The 17,620-nt window shown below is 57.0% G+C and carries 13 protein-coding genes and 1 riboswitch; of the genes, 6 read left to right on the top strand and 7 right to left on the bottom strand.

The window, feature by feature from the left end:
* Positions 1–355: 355 nt before the first annotated feature.
* The 3 genes from panS to SERAS12_RS22875 form a co-directional block, all read right to left on the bottom strand.
* Positions 356–1,273: a ketopantoate/pantoate/pantothenate transporter PanS gene (gene panS, locus SERAS12_RS22885; protein ID WP_013814763.1), complete on the bottom strand. Its 918-nt coding sequence runs from the start codon at positions 1,271–1,273 to the stop codon at positions 356–358.
* A 147-nt stretch (positions 1,274–1,420) separates the two neighbouring features.
* Positions 1,421–2,788: a lysine-sensitive aspartokinase 3 gene (gene lysC / locus SERAS12_RS22880; protein ID WP_013814762.1), complete on the bottom strand. Its 1,368-nt coding sequence runs from the start codon at positions 2,786–2,788 to the stop codon at positions 1,421–1,423.
* A gap of 109 nt (positions 2,789–2,897) precedes the next feature.
* A riboswitch (Lysine riboswitch) is annotated at positions 2,898–3,092 on the bottom strand.
* A 52-nt stretch (positions 3,093–3,144) separates the two neighbouring features.
* Positions 3,145–4,953, bottom strand: coding sequence for a sodium:proton antiporter (locus SERAS12_RS22875; protein ID WP_013814761.1), 1,809 nt, complete (start codon positions 4,951–4,953; stop codon positions 3,145–3,147).
* A 228-nt stretch (positions 4,954–5,181) separates the two neighbouring features.
* On the opposite strand from SERAS12_RS22875, the gene pgi reads away from it, so the two are divergent.
* A complete protein-coding gene (pgi, locus tag SERAS12_RS22870; RefSeq protein ID WP_013814760.1) occupies positions 5,182–6,828 on the top strand; it encodes a glucose-6-phosphate isomerase in 1,647 nt (548 codons plus the stop codon).
* Between the two features lie 63 nt (positions 6,829–6,891).
* On the opposite strand, the gene SERAS12_RS22865 is transcribed toward pgi, so the two are convergent.
* Positions 6,892–8,328, bottom strand: coding sequence for a capsule assembly Wzi family protein (locus SERAS12_RS22865; RefSeq protein WP_013814759.1), 1,437 nt, complete (start codon positions 8,326–8,328; stop codon positions 6,892–6,894).
* Between the two features lie 224 nt (positions 8,329–8,552).
* Here SERAS12_RS22865 and psiE point away from each other — a divergent pair, with 224 nt between their 5' ends.
* Positions 8,553–8,960: a phosphate-starvation-inducible protein PsiE gene (psiE, locus tag SERAS12_RS22860; protein WP_004948831.1), complete on the top strand. Its 408-nt coding sequence runs from the start codon at positions 8,553–8,555 to the stop codon at positions 8,958–8,960.
* 153 nt (positions 8,961–9,113) lie between these two features.
* Here the strand turns inward: psiE and malG are convergent, their stop codons facing one another.
* The 3 genes from malG to malE all read right to left on the bottom strand — a co-directional run bounded on the left by malG (position 9,114) and on the right by malE (position 12,850).
* The gene (gene malG, locus SERAS12_RS22855) at positions 9,114–10,004 is read right to left on the bottom strand and encodes a maltose ABC transporter permease MalG (RefSeq protein WP_004948829.1); all 891 of its coding nucleotides are present in this window, start codon (positions 10,002–10,004) and stop codon (positions 9,114–9,116) included.
* Between the two features lie 11 nt (positions 10,005–10,015).
* Positions 10,016–11,593 (bottom strand): maltose ABC transporter permease MalF, encoded by a 1,578-nt coding sequence (gene malF, locus SERAS12_RS22850; RefSeq protein ID WP_013814758.1) that lies wholly within the window; start codon positions 11,591–11,593, stop codon positions 10,016–10,018.
* Between the two features lie 63 nt (positions 11,594–11,656).
* On the bottom strand, positions 11,657–12,850 hold the full coding sequence (gene malE / locus SERAS12_RS22845) for a maltose/maltodextrin ABC transporter substrate-binding protein MalE (RefSeq protein WP_013814757.1): 1,194 nt from the start codon (positions 12,848–12,850) through the stop codon (positions 11,657–11,659).
* A gap of 360 nt (positions 12,851–13,210) precedes the next feature.
* Here malE and SERAS12_RS22840 point away from each other — a divergent pair, with 360 nt between their 5' ends.
* The 4 genes from SERAS12_RS22840 (at position 13,211) to malM (ending at position 17,609) form a co-directional block, all read left to right on the top strand.
* On the top strand, positions 13,211–14,182 hold the full coding sequence (locus SERAS12_RS22840) for an alpha-amylase family glycosyl hydrolase (protein ID WP_013814756.1): 972 nt from the start codon (positions 13,211–13,213) through the stop codon (positions 14,180–14,182).
* Positions 14,175–15,284 (top strand): maltose/maltodextrin ABC transporter ATP-binding protein MalK, encoded by a 1,110-nt coding sequence (gene malK, locus SERAS12_RS22835; protein ID WP_013814755.1) that lies wholly within the window; start codon positions 14,175–14,177, stop codon positions 15,282–15,284. The genes SERAS12_RS22840 and malK overlap by 8 nt, the downstream gene beginning before the upstream one ends.
* A 29-nt stretch (positions 15,285–15,313) precedes the next feature.
* A complete protein-coding gene (locus SERAS12_RS22830) occupies positions 15,314–16,609 on the top strand; it encodes a maltoporin (protein ID WP_143760047.1) in 1,296 nt (431 codons plus the stop codon).
* Positions 16,610–16,706: 97 nt separating this feature from the next.
* Positions 16,707–17,609, top strand: a complete 903-nt coding sequence (gene malM / locus SERAS12_RS22825) for a maltose operon protein MalM (protein WP_013814753.1) — start codon at positions 16,707–16,709, stop codon at positions 17,607–17,609.
* Positions 17,610–17,620 lie beyond the last annotated feature (11 nt).

Below are 17,620 nucleotides of genomic sequence, written 5' to 3'. Positions count from 1 at the left end.
CGGACGGCCGGCGGCCGGCCCGAAACAGCGAGCGACAATCACATTGCGGGGTTCTTTTATTGCTCAGGGCAAATAAGAAGGTGGGTTTTTATTCTTACTAATAATAATTAGGCTGCTTGTTTTTATTTTTCAATGCATACCCATTAATTACCTCAAAGGAGGTAATAAGACCCACTTGTAGGGTTTTTTCTTTTTCGCTCTTACTCCCGGTTATCGGCAGGATTAAGAAGAATCTGAATTTTATTTTGTCGGGGGATAATAAGGGATGGGGATAATTCTGACAATCCAACCGGGAGGAAATACGAAATTTCGCAGAAGTGGAGCGGGGCGCAAATGGCTGCGCCCCGGAGTGAGATTATTTTTTCTTGATTGGCCGCCCGGACCAGTAACCTGCCAGCAGCGAGCCGGAGAGATTATGCCACACGGAGAACAGGGCACCCGGCAGCGCGGCCAGCGGTGAGAAGTAAATCTTGCCCAGCGTCGCCGCCAGCCCGGAGTTCTGCATGCCGACTTCAATAGCCAGCGTGCGGCAGGTGGATTCGTCGAAGCCGAACAGTTTGCCGCCCCAGTAGCCGCTCAGCAGTCCGATGCCGTTATGCAGGATCACCGCGATGATCACCACCAGCCCGACGGAGGCGATGTGGCTCTGGCTACCTGCGACCACTGCACTGATAATCGCCAGGATGCAGACCATCGACAGCGCCGGCAGGAAAGGCTCAATGCGTTTGACCGTTTTGGTAAAGGTGTGATGCACGATCAGGCCGAGGCCAATCGGGATCACGACGATCTGCAGGATGCTCAGCAGCATGCCCATGACATCGACGCTGATTTCGGTATCGACATACAGGCGGGTCAGCAACGGCGTGGCGAATACGCCCACCAGCGTGGAGACCGCCGAAATGGTCACCGACAGCGCAACGTCTCCTTTTGCCAGATAGATCATCACATTGGAAGCGGTACCGCTGGCGACGCTGCCGACCAGCACCATACCGGCGGAAAGATCCGGTGGCATATGGAACAGCATCGCCAGCAACCAGGCCGCCAGCGGCATGATCAGGTAATGCAGAAAGATGCCGGCGGCCACCGGAGCGGGGCGCGACAGCACGCGCTTGAAGTCATCCAGCCGCAGCGTGACGCCCATGGCGAACATGATCAGCATCAGCAGTGGGCTGACGTACGGGCCAATACCGGTGAAGGTGGTGGGCGTAGCGTAGGCGGCGACGGCGAGCAGCACCGCCCACAGAGGGAATAATCGGGTTAGTAATGCCAGCATGAATACGGTTTTCCTTAGCCAAAAAGGGAACGGTGGGATGGCGTTGTGTTTTTTGCGGGCTCAGCGTGCTGGACCCCTGCGAATGATGAACGGCCTTTTTAGACGTTGGGGCGCAGCCTGCTGCGCCCGCAATAGGATGAGAGCCGGTTATTCGAACAGATTGTGGTGCAGAGTACGTACTACCTGTTCGGCGTCATCGCCCGGTACCAGGAAGCACAGGTTGTAGCTGCTGGCGCCGTAGCAGATCATGCGGATATTGAACGGGTCAAGCACACCGAACACCTCTTTGCCCACGCCGCAGGCCTGGGAAAGCTTGTTGCCGATTATCGCCACCAGCGCCAGGTTCTCCTCCACTTCTACCCGACACAGCGACGACAACTCGGTCAGTAGCGAGGTGGTCAGCAGGCTGCCGCCGGTGGAGGTGGAGCCGGTGGTGTCCATGGTCAGCGCCACGCTGACTTCGGAGGTGGTGATCAAATCCACCGAAATATTGTGGCGTGCCAGAATGCTGAACACTTCAGCCAGGAAACCGCGTGCGTGCAGCATATTGAGGCTGTGCAGCGTTAACAGGGTTTGTTTGCGGCGCAGCGCCAATGCGCGGAACAGCGGTGGGTTCTTGGTGGTATTGCACACCAGAGTGCCGCCGGCGGACGGATCTTTGCTGGAGCCGACAAACACCGGAATATCGCTGCGTACTGCCGGCAGCAGGGTAGCCGGGTGCAGCACTTTCGCGCCGAAGGTGGCCATTTCGGCCGCTTCTTCAAAGGTGATTCTGTCGATGCGCTTCGCCGTAGGGACAACGCGCGGGTCGGTCGTGTAGATGCCCGGCACGTCGGTCCAGATATCTACCCGGCTGACGTTCAACGCTTCGCCCAACAGGGCGGCAGTGTAATCGCTGCCGCCACGGCCCAGCGTGGTGGTACGGCCCTTCGGCTCGCTGCCGATAAAGCCTTGAGTGACCACCAGCGCTTCCTGCAGGCGCGGTTTGAGCAGGGTTTGGGTGAGTTCGTTCAATGCGGCGCTGTCCGGCGTGGCGCGGCCGAAATGATCGTCGGTGTGCATCACTTTGCGCACGTCAAACCACTCAGCCTGCACGTTACGGCTCCGCAGGATCTCAACGAAAAGCAGGGTGGACATCAGTTCGCCGTGGCTGACGAGCTCGTCGGTCAGCGCCGTAGAGGTCGCCAGCGCTGCCGCTTCGGACAGCATGGCGATGTTTTCCAGCATGCGGTCGATTTCGTCGCGGATCACCGCCGGCTTGTCGAGGCTGTCGAGAATGGCGTACTGGATGCGGCGGATTTCATCGAGCCGGGCGCTGCGTTTGTCGCCATCGCAGCCTTCAGCCAGCGCGACCAGCAGATTGGTGACGCCCGCCGAAGCGGACAGGACCACCAGGCGCACTTGCGGATTGGCGAGCACGACGTCGGCGCTGCGGTTCATGGCTTCATAGTCGGCAACGCTGGTGCCGCCGAATTTGGCCACAACGGTAGAATTTTGGGGTACTGCTTGGTTCATGTAAAACCTCGTGTCAGGGTTGCCCTATTTTGAGAGCACTTTTTTCCATAGCCTTGGCACAAGGGGAGAGCGATAAACAGGGGGCAGACGTAGAGGTTGAAACTACGATACACCCAGAAGCGCCCCACCTTGCTGATTGCCCCCGCGGGGCAAACTTTGGTGACAACCCAGGGGATTCAGCCCCTGTAGCCGATACGATGAATGCCGTACATCACCCTACCTCGGCGTCGCTCCCCCTCAAGTGCCGTCATGGGAAAACGGCTCCTCTGACACTTTACCTGGGCGACGCGCCTCTTCTGGCTTGCGCACCGGGTGCGCAAGTAGGCTGATAGGAATAGCCGGTTATTGCGCTTGTGTCAACGGTCAGACGTTGAGGTATTTTCAATTTGCACTAACGCTATCAGCGTGCAGGGCATGGCGGGAACAAAACCGGTGCCTATCGGTTGCAGCTTGCCGTCCTCGCCTTGGCACAACAGCGGGATAACGCCCTGATGTTTTTCCAGATATTCCAGCCAGCCAAAGTTTTCGTTCAGCTTGGTGGCTTTGATGGTGGCGCCTTTGGCGATCAGACTGCTCAACCGGCCGTAGGTAGCCTCTTGATTGAACAGGATTTCGTGCCGGCGGAAGCGCGAGCTTTCCGCGCTGTTGCCGCGCCCTTTCAGCGGCGCGCCGGAGCGGATGGCGAAGACCTGGTCGTCACCGAAGAGATGGCTGAAGTGGTATACCGCCAGCGCATTCTGATGGCGGTTGGGCGAGAGCGCCAACACTTGCGCGGTATCACTCAGATCGAGATAGTTCTCGGCATGTTCGGAGTAAGCATGCCCATAATAGGCGGGAATACCCTCCATACGCGCCTGGCGGTAATATTCCCAGCTGCTGTCGGTGACGAGCACCGGGATATTCATTTTGATCAACGCCTGCGCCAGCATGCGCGCCACGCTGTTGGCACCGACGATCAGCACGCCACGCGGTTTTTGCTGCTGTACTCGCAGCCAGCGCGCCATCATGCCGCTGGTCAGGCTTTGCAACACCACGGTGCCGATGATGACGGCGAACACCACGGTCACCAACCGATCGGCGCCCTGATAACCGCTGCGTTGCAGCGTTAGGGCGAACAACGAGCTGACCGCTGCGGCGACGATGCCGCGTGGGGCTATCCAGCACAGCAGCAGGCGATCGCGCCAATGCAGGGAAGAACGCCAGGTCGACACCGCAATGCACAGCGGCCGGGCGATAAACTGTACCGCCAGCAGCAGGCCCAACAGCGGCCAGCCCATGTTCCACAGCGCATGAATATCCAGCCGCGCCGCCAGAATGATAAACAGCGCAGAAATCAGGATAGCCGACAGTTCTTCCTTGAATGCCAGAATGTCGCTGGTATCCACGTCGCGCATGTTGGCCAGCCAAATGCCCATTACCGTCACGGTCAGCAGACCGGATTCGTCGGCAATGGCATTGGACACGCCAAAGGCGGTCAACATGATCGCCAGCACCGCCAGGTTTTGCAGGTAGCGCGGCAGCCAGACGCGGCGCAACGCCACCCCCAGCAAATAACCGAACAGCGCGCCGATCGCCAGGCCGACGGCGGCGGTAATGCCCAGCGTCCAGAACAGGTGGGTATAGGACTCCGAATGCTGCTTCAGCACGATAAATTCAAATACCAACAGGGTGAAGATAGCGCCAACCGGGTCGATCACTATCCCTTCCCAGCGCAGCACCTGGTTGATATTGGCATTGGGCCGCACCACGCGCATCAGCGGGGCTATCACCGTAGGCCCGGTCACCACCGTCACCGCGCCGATCAGCGCTGCCAGCTCGGGCGGAAAGTCCAGTAGCCACCAGCAGGCGACGCTGATCACCAGGAAGGTCATCAGCATGCCGATGGTCACCAGGTTACGCACCACGCCGCCGAGGCCGCGTATCTCCTCTACCCGCAGCGTCAGCGCGCCTTCAAATAAAATGATCGCCACCGACAGCGACACCAGCGGGAACAGCAGATCGCCGAACAGCGCGTCCGGCTGGACCAGATGCACCGCCGGCCCCAGCACGATGCCAAACAGCAGCAGCGGCAGAATGGCAGGCAAGCGCAGCAGCCAGGCCAGCCATTGCGCCAGCAGTGAACTTAACCCGATGATCACCAACATCAGTGGGGCAGATAATTCCATGGCGGAGGTCCTTCTCTAATTGGCTATCAGCAACAATGGCACATTTCAGTGACAGTTCGGCAACCCTGATAACAGGCTGTTATCCAAAAGTATAGGGGAATGGCTGAAACGATGCAGGAGAGGTTTGACAGTTAGCGCCTATCGTAAGAAAAGAGATCATAATCACAGTCGAACAGGCTACAATCGGACAATCACGTCACATTTATTCTCAAGCCTAAGAGTGTTGCTATGAAAAATATCAATCCTAGTCAAACCGCTGCTTGGCAAGCCCTGCAGCAACATTTTGAACAGATGAAAGACGTCCGGATCAGCGATCTGTTCGCTCAGGACAAAGAGCGTTTCTCCCGCTTCTCAGCCACCTTCAACGATCAGATGCTGGTGGACTACTCTAAAAACCGCATTACCGCAGAAACGCTGGAGAAGCTGCAGGCACTGGCGAAAGAGACCGATCTGCAAAGCGCGATCAAATCGATGTTTGCCGGCGAGAAAATCAACCGTACCGAAGACCGTGCGGTGCTGCACGTTGCCCTGCGCAACCGCAGCAACAGCCCGATTATCGTTGACGGCAAAGACGTGATGCCGGAAGTGAACGCGGTGCTGGCCAAGATGAAACAGTTCTGCGACCGCGTGATTGGCGGCGACTGGAAAGGCTACACCGGCAAAGCGATTACCGACGTGGTGAATATCGGTATCGGCGGTTCGGATCTCGGCCCTTATATGGCTACCGAAGCGCTGCGTCCTTACAAAAATCACCTGAATATGCATTTTGTCTCCAACGTTGACGGCACCCATATCGCCGAAACGCTTAAACCGCTGAACCCGGAAACCACTCTGTTCCTGGTGGCGTCCAAAACCTTCACCACCCAGGAAACCATGACCAACGCCCACAGCGCGCGCGACTGGTTCCTGAACACCGCCGGCGATCAAAAGCACGTGGCGAAACACTTCGCGGCGCTGTCCACCAACGGCAAGGCGGTAGGTGAGTTTGGTATTGATACAGCCAATATGTTCGAGTTCTGGGACTGGGTCGGCGGCCGTTACTCGCTGTGGTCGGCGATTGGCCTGTCTATCGCGTTGTCGTTGGGCTATGAGAATTTCGAGCAGTTGCTGAGCGGCGCGCACGAGATGGACAAGCACTTCGCGCAAACGCCGGCGGAGCAAAACCTGCCGGTACTGCTGGCGCTGATCGGCATCTGGTACAACAATTTCTTCGGCGCAGAAACGGAAGCGATTCTGCCGTACGACCAGTACATGCACCGGTTTGCCGCTTACTTCCAGCAGGGCAATATGGAATCGAACGGCAAATACGTAGACCGTAACGGCAATCCGGTGGATTACCAGACGGGCCCAATCATCTGGGGCGAGCCGGGCACCAATGGCCAGCATGCGTTCTACCAGCTGATTCACCAGGGCACCAAACTGGTTCCTTGCGACTTTATCGCGCCGGCCATCAGCCACAACCCGCTGAGCGACCACCACGCTAAATTGCTGTCGAACTTCTTCGCGCAGACCGAGGCGCTGGCGTTCGGCAAGTCGTTGGAGGCGGTGGAAGAAGAGTTCGCCGCTCAGGGCAAGACTGCGGCAGAAGTCAAACACGTGGCGCCGTTCAAGGTGTTTGAAGGCAACCGCCCGACCAACTCCATCCTGCTGCGCGAGATCACGCCGTTCAGCCTGGGCAGCCTGATTGCGCTGTATGAACACAAGATCTTCACCCAGGGTGCGATCCTGAACATCTTCACCTTCGACCAGTGGGGCGTAGAGCTGGGCAAACAGCTGGCTAACCGTATCCTGCCGGAGCTGGCGGGTAGCGAGAAAGTCAGCAGCCACGACAGCTCAACCAACGCGCTGATCAACCGCTTTAAAGAATGGCGTTAATAGCTGTATCTGATTGATGCCAATAAAAAACCCGCCGCGGCGGGTTTTTTTACATCTGGATGATTACAGATTGATAGGCACTTCGAAACTGATGCCTGCGCCCACGTCATCGGCGGTGCTGGCATTGTTATCGGTATACCACAGGCTGGTATCAAACTTGACCTGGGAATCCAGGGTGTAACCCCAGCCGAGCTGAATGCCTTTCAGCGTGTCGGATTTCGGGAACGCCTGGTTGATTGACTGGTTCTGCGGGTTCACTTTGGCGTATACCAAACGGGTGCTCCAGCGTTGGCTGTCATCCAGTACCAGTTCTACACGGCCGGACAGCATTTGGCCATCGCCGCCCATCGCATGGCCCAGCGGATAACCCTGCTGATAGTAGCCGCCTTTGTAGATGTAATGGTTATACACATAGTTTTTGCGGTTCATATCGGCGCGGGTATCAGCCCCTTCGATAGACCAGTTGATGGTGGTCGTGCCCCATTCTGGATGCCCTTCCAGCCCCAGTAAATAGGTGTTTTGTGACGGCAACATACCCGCTTCGTCTTCACCTACCAACTGACCATACAAGCTTACCGGCAGGCCAATCAACGGCTGCATTTTCAACTTGAAGTCGAAGCCGGCAAGCTGGTTACCCGGATCGTTGCCTTTGCCAGAGTCATCGTTATCATTACCGGCAAACGCATTCCAGAAAGAACTCCAGGACTGAGGCCGACCTTCACCCCCCCATTGCATGATGCGTGAGGCACCCAATTCTACGAAGTCGGTCGGCATCATGGTGAAACGACCGCCAATCAGCTTGGTATGGGGAACTGCAGCATATTGCGACAACTGGCCTGCGGTCAGTTGGTACTGCCAGCGGCCAATCCACGACAGCCAAGGCGTTTCAAACGGAGACTGGTCGGCGCGTTGCAGCATAAAGCCAGCCACCGGGCGAGCGGCGTCGGAGCGAATCAGGCTGCCGTCGTAACCCGGGCCCCACCATTGGGAGACTTCACCGAAGGACAGCCATTGGTTCCAGATTTTTACTGCACCGTAGGAGCCATTCAGGTTGAATTTTGAACCGTCGCTGACGCGTTGATCGCCCTCGACAGAACCTTGTACACGCACGTCCCAGAATTCGCCGTTGGCACCTGCGCCGATAGTCAGGCGGTCATCAGCATATTCATTCTGGCCGAAGCCCTGCGGGGTGCCGGGTTTGTCGGTAGAGGCGTAGCCGCTGACGCGGATATTGGCTTTCAGGGAATCGACACGGCGCTGAACGCGGTCAATGACGCTTTTCTCGGTACTGGTTACCGGCTTGGCCTGTGAAATAACCGAGCTGATTTCTTCCTGGCTCAGCGGCCAGGTGGACAAGCTGACGTTAATCACGCCGCGGTCTGACAACCAGGCAAGATCGTTACGCAGATCGTTATCAGGAGTGACCAAGCCGGCGGCGTGGCCGGTTAATGCACAGGTAAACAGGCCCGCCGCGACCAGTCCGTTAAGTTTAGCGCGCATAAAGAATTCCCTTGTTAATTCGAGGTTATTAGTTTTATGTAAAGATCTATGTCCCATCATAGTTGACATTTCAATTTGCTACAAATATATCAACCAGAAATATCCTAATGTAACTGATTGAATTAAATTGAGTTTAAAGTGATTTCATCAGGGGCAATGAATTTTAAGATAATGCCTATGTTAGGATGCGCGGATAATTTCAGTGGTATTTAAGGGGAGTTCTTATGGCGAAAACATCGCGTTCGATAATGATTGCGAAGGGGTTACAGCGGGTGCTGAACGTTGGGCTGCTGCTGCTGGCGGCGATCCTGATCGTTTTTTTGGTGAAAGAAACTATTCATTTGGCGAAAGTCTTGTTTGTAAACAGTGAGGAATCATCGTCCTACTTGTTGATCGAAGGCATCGTGATTTACTTCCTGTATTTTGAGTTTATCGCCTTGATCGTCAAGTATTTTGAATCGGGATATCATTTTCCGCTGCGTTATTTCATCTATATCGGCATTACCGCGATTATTCGTTTGATCATAGTGGATCATAAAAATCCATTTGATACCTTGATTTATGCCGGAGCGATATTGCTGCTGGTAGTGACTCTCTATTTGGCCAACACCGACCGCTTAAAACGCGAATAAATACCCTTCATATTTGAAGCTGCAGCAGCCTTGGTTGCAACGCCAATTATTTTTGGATAGGCCGTAAAAATGGCGGCCCGCAGGGCCGCCGAAGACACAGGTATTGATCGGAAAGAACTGAAGTACATCAAGCGCATTGCAGTGGCAAAAACCTTAACCTTTCACCCCGCCGGCCGTCAGGCCACCCACCAGCCAGCGTTGAGCCAGCAGGAATACGGCGGTAATTGGAATGGCCGACAACACCGCCGCAGCGGCAAAGTCGCCCCATAAATAGTTTTGCGGGTTCAGGTATTGCTGCATCCCTACCGCCAGCGTGTAGCTGTTGACGTCGCGCAGCAGCAAAGACGCTACCGGCACCTCGGTAATCGCGGCGATAAACGACAGAATAAACACCACCGCCAAAATCGGTACCGACAGCGGCAGCAGCACCAGGCGGAAGGCCTGCCACGGGCTGGCACCATCCAGCGCCGCCGCTTCCTCCAGCGAATTGTCGATGGTTTCGAAATAGCCCTTGATGGTCCAGACGTGCAGCGCAATACCGCCCATGTAGGCGAAGATCACCCCGCCGTGGGTGTTCAGGCCGATAAACGGAATGTACTGGCCCAGGCGATCGAACAACGCGTACAGCGCCACCAGCGACAGCACCGCCGGGAACATCTGGAAAATCAGCATGCTTTTCAATAACGTGCTTTTACCGCGAAAGCGCATGCGGGCAAAGGCATAGGCGCAGGTGGTGGACAGCGTGACGATGCCGATGGCGGTGATTACCGCGATCTTGATCGAGTTCCACAACCACAGCAGCACCGGGAACGGCGGCGGGGTGACGCTGCCATCGGCGTGCGTCACGCTCATGCCGAGCGCCAAACGCCAGTGATCCCACGAAATCTGCTCCGGTATCAGGCTGCCGGTGGCAAAGTTGCCGGAGCGCAGTGAAATCGTCACCACCATCAGCAACGGGAACATGATCAGGGCAATAAAGCACAGCATCAGGGTGTGAGTCATCCACAGGCGCAGGCGCTGGGATTTGGGTTGGACCATAGCCATTCTTTTTCTCCCTAGTCGAAGTTCATCTTGCTGGCTTTCAGATTCAGGATCGCCAGGGCGCCTACCAGCAGGAAGATCAGCGTGGCAATCGCGGCCGCCAGACCGAAGTCTTGCCCGCCGCCGCCTTCAAAGGCGATGCGGTAGGTGTAGCTGACCAGCAGGTCGGTATAACCGGCCGGCGTGGTGGTGCCGATCATGTCCGGCCCGCCGTTGGTCAACAGCTGAATCAAGACGAAGTTGTTAAAGTTAAAGGCGAAACTGGCAATCATCAGCGGCGTCAGCGGCTTGATCAACAGCGGGAGAGTGATGCGGAAAAAGTTCTGCATCGGGGTGGCGCCGTCCATTGCCGAGGCTTCGTACAGATCGTCGGGGATCGCTTTCAACAGCCCCATGCACAGGATCATCATGTACGGATAACCCAGCCAGGTGTTGACGATCAGAATCATGCTTTTGGCGGTAATGGGATCGCTGAACCAGGCCGGCTTGATGCCGAACAGGTGGCTGAGCATCATGTTGATTTCACCGAAGCTTTGGTTAAACAACCCCTTGAAAATCAGAATCGAAATAAACGACGGTACCGCGTAGGGCAGTATCAGCATGACGCGGTATACCGCTTTGCCTTTCAGCGCTTCCCACTGCACCACGCAGGCCAGTACCATGCCCACGGCCACGGTGAGGATCACGGTCATCACCGAGAACACGATGGTCCAGATAAAGATCGACACGAAGGGTTTTTTGATGCCTTCATCCTGCAAAACGCGCAGGAAGTTTTTCCAGCCGATGGTGACGGTATATCCTGGGCTAAGGGTTTCTTTGGCCCAGTTGCCGTCGGCAGTCAGCGCCTGATAGAAACCAATGTCCGGGTTCGGCCGGTATTGAATATGGGTCTGTTGGTCGGTCAACACCTTGCTGTCTTTATCCAGCAGATACAGCGGAGAGGTGCCGGAAAACTGGCGCAGTGAGCTCATGCGCAGCTCGCCGCCTTCCGGTAACTGCGCTACCAGTTGGCTCAGTGCCTGGCGGTTCTGAGTAATCACCCGCAACGTGGCGCGTTCTCCTGCCGGTTCGGCGTTTTCCTCCGTCAGTTTCAGCGTTTGCGGCGCGTTGGCGTCAAAGCTGAACGGCCCGGAAATCAGTTGTTGGCCACTGTCGGGGTGGGTTAACTGGAGGCGCCATTGTTGGTTTTCCGCCGGATACAGGCCGAAGGTAAAGGTCTTGCCGGTCTGGAACTGACGTTGCATCAGCACCGACTGGGCGCGCTCAAAGGTGAGCTGGTTGGTGCTGCTGTAGTTGGTAAAGGCGATGGCGATGGTGCAAATCAGCGGAAACAGGACAAACAGCCCCATGCCGGCGATGCCCGGATAGACGTAACGCCAGGCGTAAGCGCGGCGGTTGGCAAAGACGTAAAGCCCGGCGCTGGTGAGGATCAACGTGAGAATGGCAAACAGGTATTCACCCTGTGCATACATCAACACAATCAGGTAGCAGGTAACCAGACTGAACAGGCCGATCACCAGCCATTTCAGTACGTCACTCTGCCACCACTTCGACTTCTTGCGCGCAGGCGACCCGGCGTGAGCTAATTGCATAGGGCGTTCCTTTCTGTGGATCAACAGCGGGGCGTTTTGGTGCGCCCCGCACAGCGTCGTTTGTTACTTGGTAATACGGGTTTGCACGTCGTCCAGCGCGGCTTTCACCGTCTGGCGGCCGCTGACGGCGTTGATCACCGCACTGCGTTCGGCGTACCAGAAGGCGCTCATCTGCGGGATATTCGGCATGATTTCGCCGGTCTGCGAGTTTGCCATGGTGGCGGCAATCTTCGGATCTTTCGCCAGTTGTTCCTGATATGACTTCAGCGCCACGGCGCCCAGCGGTTTGTCCTTGTTGACGTCAGCCAAGCCTTCGTTGGTCAGCAGGTAGTTTTCCAGGAATTCGGTCGCCAGCTCTTTGTTCGGGCTGGCGGCGTTGATCCCGGCGGTCAGCACGCCGACGAAGGGTTTGGACGCCTTGCCTTTGAAGGTCGGCAGCAGGGTTACGCCGTAATTGATTTTGCTTTGCTCGATGTTTGCCCACGCCCAAGGACCGTTAATGGTCATTGCGGTCTGGCCTTTGTTGAACGCCGCTTCGGCAATCGAGTAATCGGTATCGGCATTGATGTGTTTGTTTTTCACCAGATCGACGATGAACTGCAGGCCGGCCTGCGAACCGGCGTTGGCGACGCCGACATCCTTGATGTTGTACTTGCCGTTCTCATACTTGAAGGCATAGCCGCCGTCGGCGGCAATAATCGGCCAGGTGAAGTAGGGTTCTTGCAGGTTCCACATGATGGCGCTCTTGCCTTTGGCGCGCAGCGCTTTGTCCAGCGCCGGGATCTCTTCCCAGGTTTTAGGCGCGTCTTTGATCAGATCTTTGTTATAAATCAGCGACAGCGCTTCTACCGCGATCGGGTAGCCAATCAGCTTGCCGTCATAACGCACCGCGTCCCAGGTGAACGGGAACAGCTTGTCCTGGAAGGTTTTGGAAGGGTGGATCTCGGCCAGCAGGCCGGACTGCGCGTAGCCGCCAAAGCGGTCATGAGCCCAGAAGATGATGTCCGGGCCGTCACCGGTGGCGGCTACCTGCGGATATTTTTCTTCCAGCTTGTCCGGGTGCTCAATGGTGACTTTGATGCCGGTGTCTTTCTCAAACTTTTTGCCGACTTCGGCCAGGCCGTTATAGCCTTTATCGCCGTTGATCCAGATAACCAGTTTCCCTTCCTCGATCTTGGCGAAGGCGGAAGAGGAAAGCACCAAGGTGGTCAGAGCGGAAAGCACCAGCGTACGGGCGGTGGTAAAGCTGCGAGTCATAATCCAATCCTTCTTTTTTGTGGGCACGTAAATCAAGGAGAGAGGTTTCGCAGTAATAGTGGGTCACAAAGCGACACATTCTCATCCTCCCCCCCTCTACGCCCCACGCCTGCGGAGTGTGATCCAGTTAACGTTGCGCCCTATTCTGTGGGGGAAGACACAAAATAGGGTGACGATTTTTGCCAGACGGATCACAGATTTGCTTTTAGCTTTGAACTTCTCGCCGCGACGGTCGTTCTCTCATCCTCCCATCTCCTCCCCCATGAAAAATCTTGTTACGGATGATTACCCCTTGTGGGGATTCCCGCACTATCGGCCACATTGATTTTTCATCGTCACGTGCAGCAGGGAACCGGATTTATGTCGCTAATGCCTACCGTCACTCAACCCACCTTGTACCGGATCCATCCGGTCAGTTTCCGTGATGGAAACGGGGACGGCGTGGGCGACGTACACGGCATGGTTTCGGCGCTGCCTTATCTGAATACGCTGTCGATCGATGGGCTGGTATTGCCGTATGAGCTGTCGGCGCAAGCCGCCGCTGCGGTAGCCGCTCAGGGGCTGGGGCTGTGGTACTGCGACGGGCACAGCCCTGTCCGGCACTCTGTTGCCCCACAGCAGTACGTCCGCAGCCCGTTGGCGCTGGAGGTCATGCCCTTCAGCATCGAGCGGCTGGTTGAGGTATTGCATGCTCGCCGCGCCACGCTGGCAGACAGCCTCTGGAGCACCGGTGATGCCGACCAGCCACGGGTGGTCAGCCATTGGGGACAGGGGAATTTACGCTCCGCCGATGCGTTTTTGACGCTGCTGGCGATGTTGCCTGCGCCTGTCTGCTTGTATCAGGGCGAAGAACTGGGCCTGCCGCACGCCGCCGGGCTGCAGGATCCGCTTGGCGCGCAAACGCCGATGCCGTGGCACGAGGCGCCGGAACAGGTGACTGCCGGTGAGATCCACTGGTATCAGCAGGTGGCGATAGAACACCGCGCGCTGGCGATTAGTCGTCAACAGCATGACAGCCAATCCACTTTACGTTACTGCCAATCGCTTCTGGCGCTGCGTCGCTTGCCGGTGATCCAGCACGGTGAACTGAGCGCAGTCAGCCAAAAGAACGGTGTGGTTCGTTTACTTATTACCCATCAGGATCAATGCCTTGAAGCGCTGATTAATCTGCAGCCTTATACTCAGCCGGCCGCGCCGTCTGAGGCGACCTTGCCACTGGCATGGCAGCACGGCGCGCAGCAAGAGGGTCATCAATGGGTTTTGGCGGGGTTTGCGTCCGCCATTTTTACACGAAATGTTAACTGCGAAAGCAGGGGAGTAACGCATGGCTAGCGTCACACTGCGCAGCGTTTATAAGGCCTTCGGCGAAGCTGTGATTTCCAAAGACGTCAATCTGACCATCGATGACGGTGAGTTTGTGGTGTTTGTCGGGCCCTCGGGCTGCGGTAAATCGACGCTGCTGCGCATGATCGCCGGGCTGGAGGACATTACCTCCGGTGACCTGCTGATCGGCGATAAACGCATGAATGAAGTGCCGCCGTCTGAGCGCGGCATCGGCATGGTGTTCCAGTCCTATGCCCTGTACCCGCATCTGTCCGTCGCCGACAACATGTCGTTCGGTCTGAAGCTGGCGGGCGCCAAGAAAGCGGAAATCAGCCAGCGGGTGAATCAGGTGTCGGAAGTGTTGCAACTGGCTCATCTGCTCGACAGGCGACCCAAAGCGCTGTCCGGCGGGCAGCGTCAGCGGGTAGCGATCGGCCGTACGCTGGTGGCGGAACCTGATGTGTTCCTGCTCGATGAGCCGTTGTCGAACCTCGACGCCGCGCTGCGGGTGCAGATGCGCATCGAGATTTCCCGCCTGCACAAACGCCTGCAGCGCACCATGATTTACGTCACTCACGATCAGGTGGAAGCGATGACGCTGGCCGACAAGATCGTGGTGCTGGATGCCGGGCGAGTTGCCCAGGTCGGCAAGCCGTTGGAGCTGTATCACTATCCGGCCAACCGCTTTGTTGCCGGTTTTATCGGCTCGCCAAAAATGAATTTCCTGCCGGTCAAAGTGACCGCCGCAGACCCGCAACAGGTGCAGGTCGAACTGCCTAACCGCCAGCTGGTATGGCTACCGGTGGAAGGTACGCAGGTTCAGGTCGGCGCGAACATGTCTCTGGGCATCCGCCCGGAACATCTGCTGCCCAGCAATGCCTCTGAAGTGACGCTGGAAGGTGACGTACAGGTGGTGGAGCAACTCGGTAACGAGACGCAAATCCACATCCAAATCCCGGCAATTCGTCAGAACCTGGTTTACCGCCAGAACGACGTGGTGCTGGTAGAAGAAGGTGCAACATTCGCTATAGGCCTGCCGCCTCACCGCTGCCACCTGTTCCGTGAAGACGGTACGGCATGTAAACGGCTGCACCAGGAGCCGGGCGTTTAAAGCATCACAGTCTGTATAACAGGAGAATAATGATGACTACTCTGCGCAAACTTCCTCTGGCACTGGCAATCGCCGCAGGTGTGCTGACCACCCAGGCAATGGCCGTTGATTTTAAAGGCTATGCACGTTCCGGCATCGGCTGGACCGGCAGCGGCGGTGAACAACAATGTTTCAAGGCCACCGGCGCCGACAGCAAATACCGTCTCGGTAACGAATGTGAAACCTACGCTGAATTAAAGCTGGGTCAGGAAGTGTGGAAAGAAGGCGATAAAAGCTTCTACTTCGATACCAATCTGGCTTATTCCGTTTCACAACGTTCCGACTGGGAAGACGTGACGCCAGGCTTCCGTGAAGTAAACGTGCAGGGTAAAAACCTGATCGATTGGCTGCCGGGCGCCAACATGTGGGCAGGTAAGCGCTTCTATCAGCGTCATGACGTCCATATGATCGACTTCTACTACTGGGATATCTCCGGCCCGGGCGCCGGTCTGGAAAACATCGATCTGGGCTTCGGCAAGCTGTCTGCTGCCGTGACCCGTAACTCCGAATCCGGCGGCTCCTACGGCTACCTGGACAATGAGTGGAAAGAACGTCCAACCGTCAACGACACCTTCGACGTGCGCCTGGCCGGTCTGGAACTGAACCCGGGCGGTACGCTGGAGCTCGGCGTGGACTACGGTCGCGCCAACGCGCAGGATAATTTCCGCCTGGCCGACGGTGCCAGCAAAGACGGCTGGCTGTTAACTGCTGAGCATACCCAGAGCATCCTGAGCGGTTACAACAAGTTCGTGCTGCAGTACGCCACCGACTCTATGACCTCGCAAAACAACGGCCGCAGTCAGGGCGCGACCATTAATAACGACGGCAAGATGATCCGCGTGTTGGATCACGGCGCTATCGACTTCAACGATCAATGGGCGCTGATGTACGTCGGCATGTTCCAGGATATCGATCGCGACAACAACAACGGCACCACCTGGTACACCGTGGGCGTTCGCCCAATGTACAAATGGACGCCAATCATGAGCACCTTGCTGGAAGCCGGTTACGACAACGTGAAATCCCAGCGCACCGGCGATAGAAACGGCCAATACAAAGTCACCCTGGCGCAACAGTGGCAGGCGGGCAACAGCATCTGGTCACGTCCGGCTATCCGCGTATTCGCAACCTACGCCAAGTGGGATGAGAAATGGGGCTACGCCAACAGCGATTCCGGCGCCGGTTATACCTCGGGTACCGCGTATAACGACACCAGCGTACACACCTTCAGCCGCGGCAATGACGATGAAGTCACCTTCGGCGCCCAGATGGAAATCTGGTGGTAATGACAGGACGGGGAGGGCCTTGCGCTCTCCCCAACATGTATTCGCCGACGCCGGCTCTCTTGCCTGACCTGCATCGGCGCTGATAGAGGGTATAACAATGAAAAAGAATCTGCTGTCACTCTGCTTGTCACTGGCGTTGAGCCTTGGTGCGCCATTGGCGGCCAATGCCGACACGCCGGCTAATGTTTCCGTTGCCCCGGCCATCAGCGCCGCCACGCTGCAAAGCTTGCCATGGCAACCGCTGGTGCCGCCGGTCAGCCAGGAAGTGAAACTGGATAATGTCAGCCCGCAAATCAATCAGGGTGATATTCAGGGCGCCATTGCCGCCTATACGCTGCCGGCCGATCGCGGTTCGCTGGAAGTTACGCTGAGCAGCATCAGCAAGAATAATTCGATTTACGCGCCAAGCGTGTTGGTGCTGGATGAGCATCTGCGCCCGGCGGCGTATTACCCGAGCAGCTATTTCCCGTACCAACCGCCGGGGGCGATGTCCTCCGATCGCCTCGAGGGCACGCTGAAGCTGACTCCGGCGCTCGGTCAAAAACAGATTTATATGTTGGTGTACACCACCCGCCAGGATTTGGCCAAAACCACCCAACTGACCAACCCGGCCAAGGCTTATGCCGCCGGCGTGGGTAACGCGATACCGGATATCCCGGACCCGATCGCCAGCCACAGCGCGAGCGGAACGCTCAAGCTGAAGGTGACCGCTGAACAGGGTTCCGGCAACGTGATGATCGGTATGCTGCAACCGGCGCCGACCGCTGCACCGGTGGTGGTGGGGTCAACCGCGCCGGCCACCGTGGCACCAGCCGCAGTACCGACCAAGCCTTCGGAGCCGATGCTGAACGACACCGAAAGCTACTTCAATAACAGCATCAGGCAGGCGGTGAAGGCGGGCGATATCGATAAGGCGCTGAAACTGATGAATGAAGCTGAAAGACTGGGTTCCACCACAGCGCGTGAAACGTTTATTGGCAGCGTGAAAGGCAAGGGGTAGTACCCGACGCT

The organism is Serratia sp. AS12, assembly GCF_000214195.1.
Lineage (GTDB): Bacteria > Pseudomonadota > Gammaproteobacteria > Enterobacterales > Enterobacteriaceae > Serratia > Serratia plymuthica.
Note: the sequence above shows the minus strand (reverse complement) of the source record. Positions and strands in the feature narration are given on the sequence as shown.

What these genes read in the sequence shown, in the direction of transcription:
- lysC (WP_013814762.1), bottom strand. Translation starts at nt 2,788, where the DNA reads ATGAACCAAGCAGTACCCCAAAATTCTACCGTTGTGGCCAAATTCGGC.
- psiE (WP_004948831.1), top strand. Translation starts at nt 8,553, where the DNA reads ATGGCGAAAACATCGCGTTCGATAATGATTGCGAAGGGGTTACAGCGG.
- malG (WP_004948829.1), bottom strand. Translation starts at nt 10,004, where the DNA reads ATGGCTATGGTCCAACCCAAATCCCAGCGCCTGCGCCTGTGGATGACT.
- malM (WP_013814753.1), top strand. Translation starts at nt 16,707, where the DNA reads ATGAAAAAGAATCTGCTGTCACTCTGCTTGTCACTGGCGTTGAGCCTT.
- SERAS12_RS22830 (WP_143760047.1), top strand. Translation starts at nt 15,314, where the DNA reads ATGATGACTACTCTGCGCAAACTTCCTCTGGCACTGGCAATCGCCGCA.
- panS (WP_013814763.1), bottom strand. Translation starts at nt 1,273, where the DNA reads ATGCTGGCATTACTAACCCGATTATTCCCTCTGTGGGCGGTGCTGCTC.
- pgi (WP_013814760.1), top strand. Translation starts at nt 5,182, where the DNA reads ATGAAAAATATCAATCCTAGTCAAACCGCTGCTTGGCAAGCCCTGCAG.
- SERAS12_RS22865 (WP_013814759.1), bottom strand. Translation starts at nt 8,328, where the DNA reads ATGCGCGCTAAACTTAACGGACTGGTCGCGGCGGGCCTGTTTACCTGT.
- malF (WP_013814758.1), bottom strand. Translation starts at nt 11,593, where the DNA reads ATGCAATTAGCTCACGCCGGGTCGCCTGCGCGCAAGAAGTCGAAGTGG.
- SERAS12_RS22875 (WP_013814761.1), bottom strand. Translation starts at nt 4,953, where the DNA reads ATGGAATTATCTGCCCCACTGATGTTGGTGATCATCGGGTTAAGTTCA.
- malK (WP_013814755.1), top strand. Translation starts at nt 14,175, where the DNA reads ATGGCTAGCGTCACACTGCGCAGCGTTTATAAGGCCTTCGGCGAAGCT.
- malE (WP_013814757.1), bottom strand. Translation starts at nt 12,850, where the DNA reads ATGACTCGCAGCTTTACCACCGCCCGTACGCTGGTGCTTTCCGCTCTG.
- SERAS12_RS22840 (WP_013814756.1), top strand. Translation starts at nt 13,211, where the DNA reads ATGTCGCTAATGCCTACCGTCACTCAACCCACCTTGTACCGGATCCAT.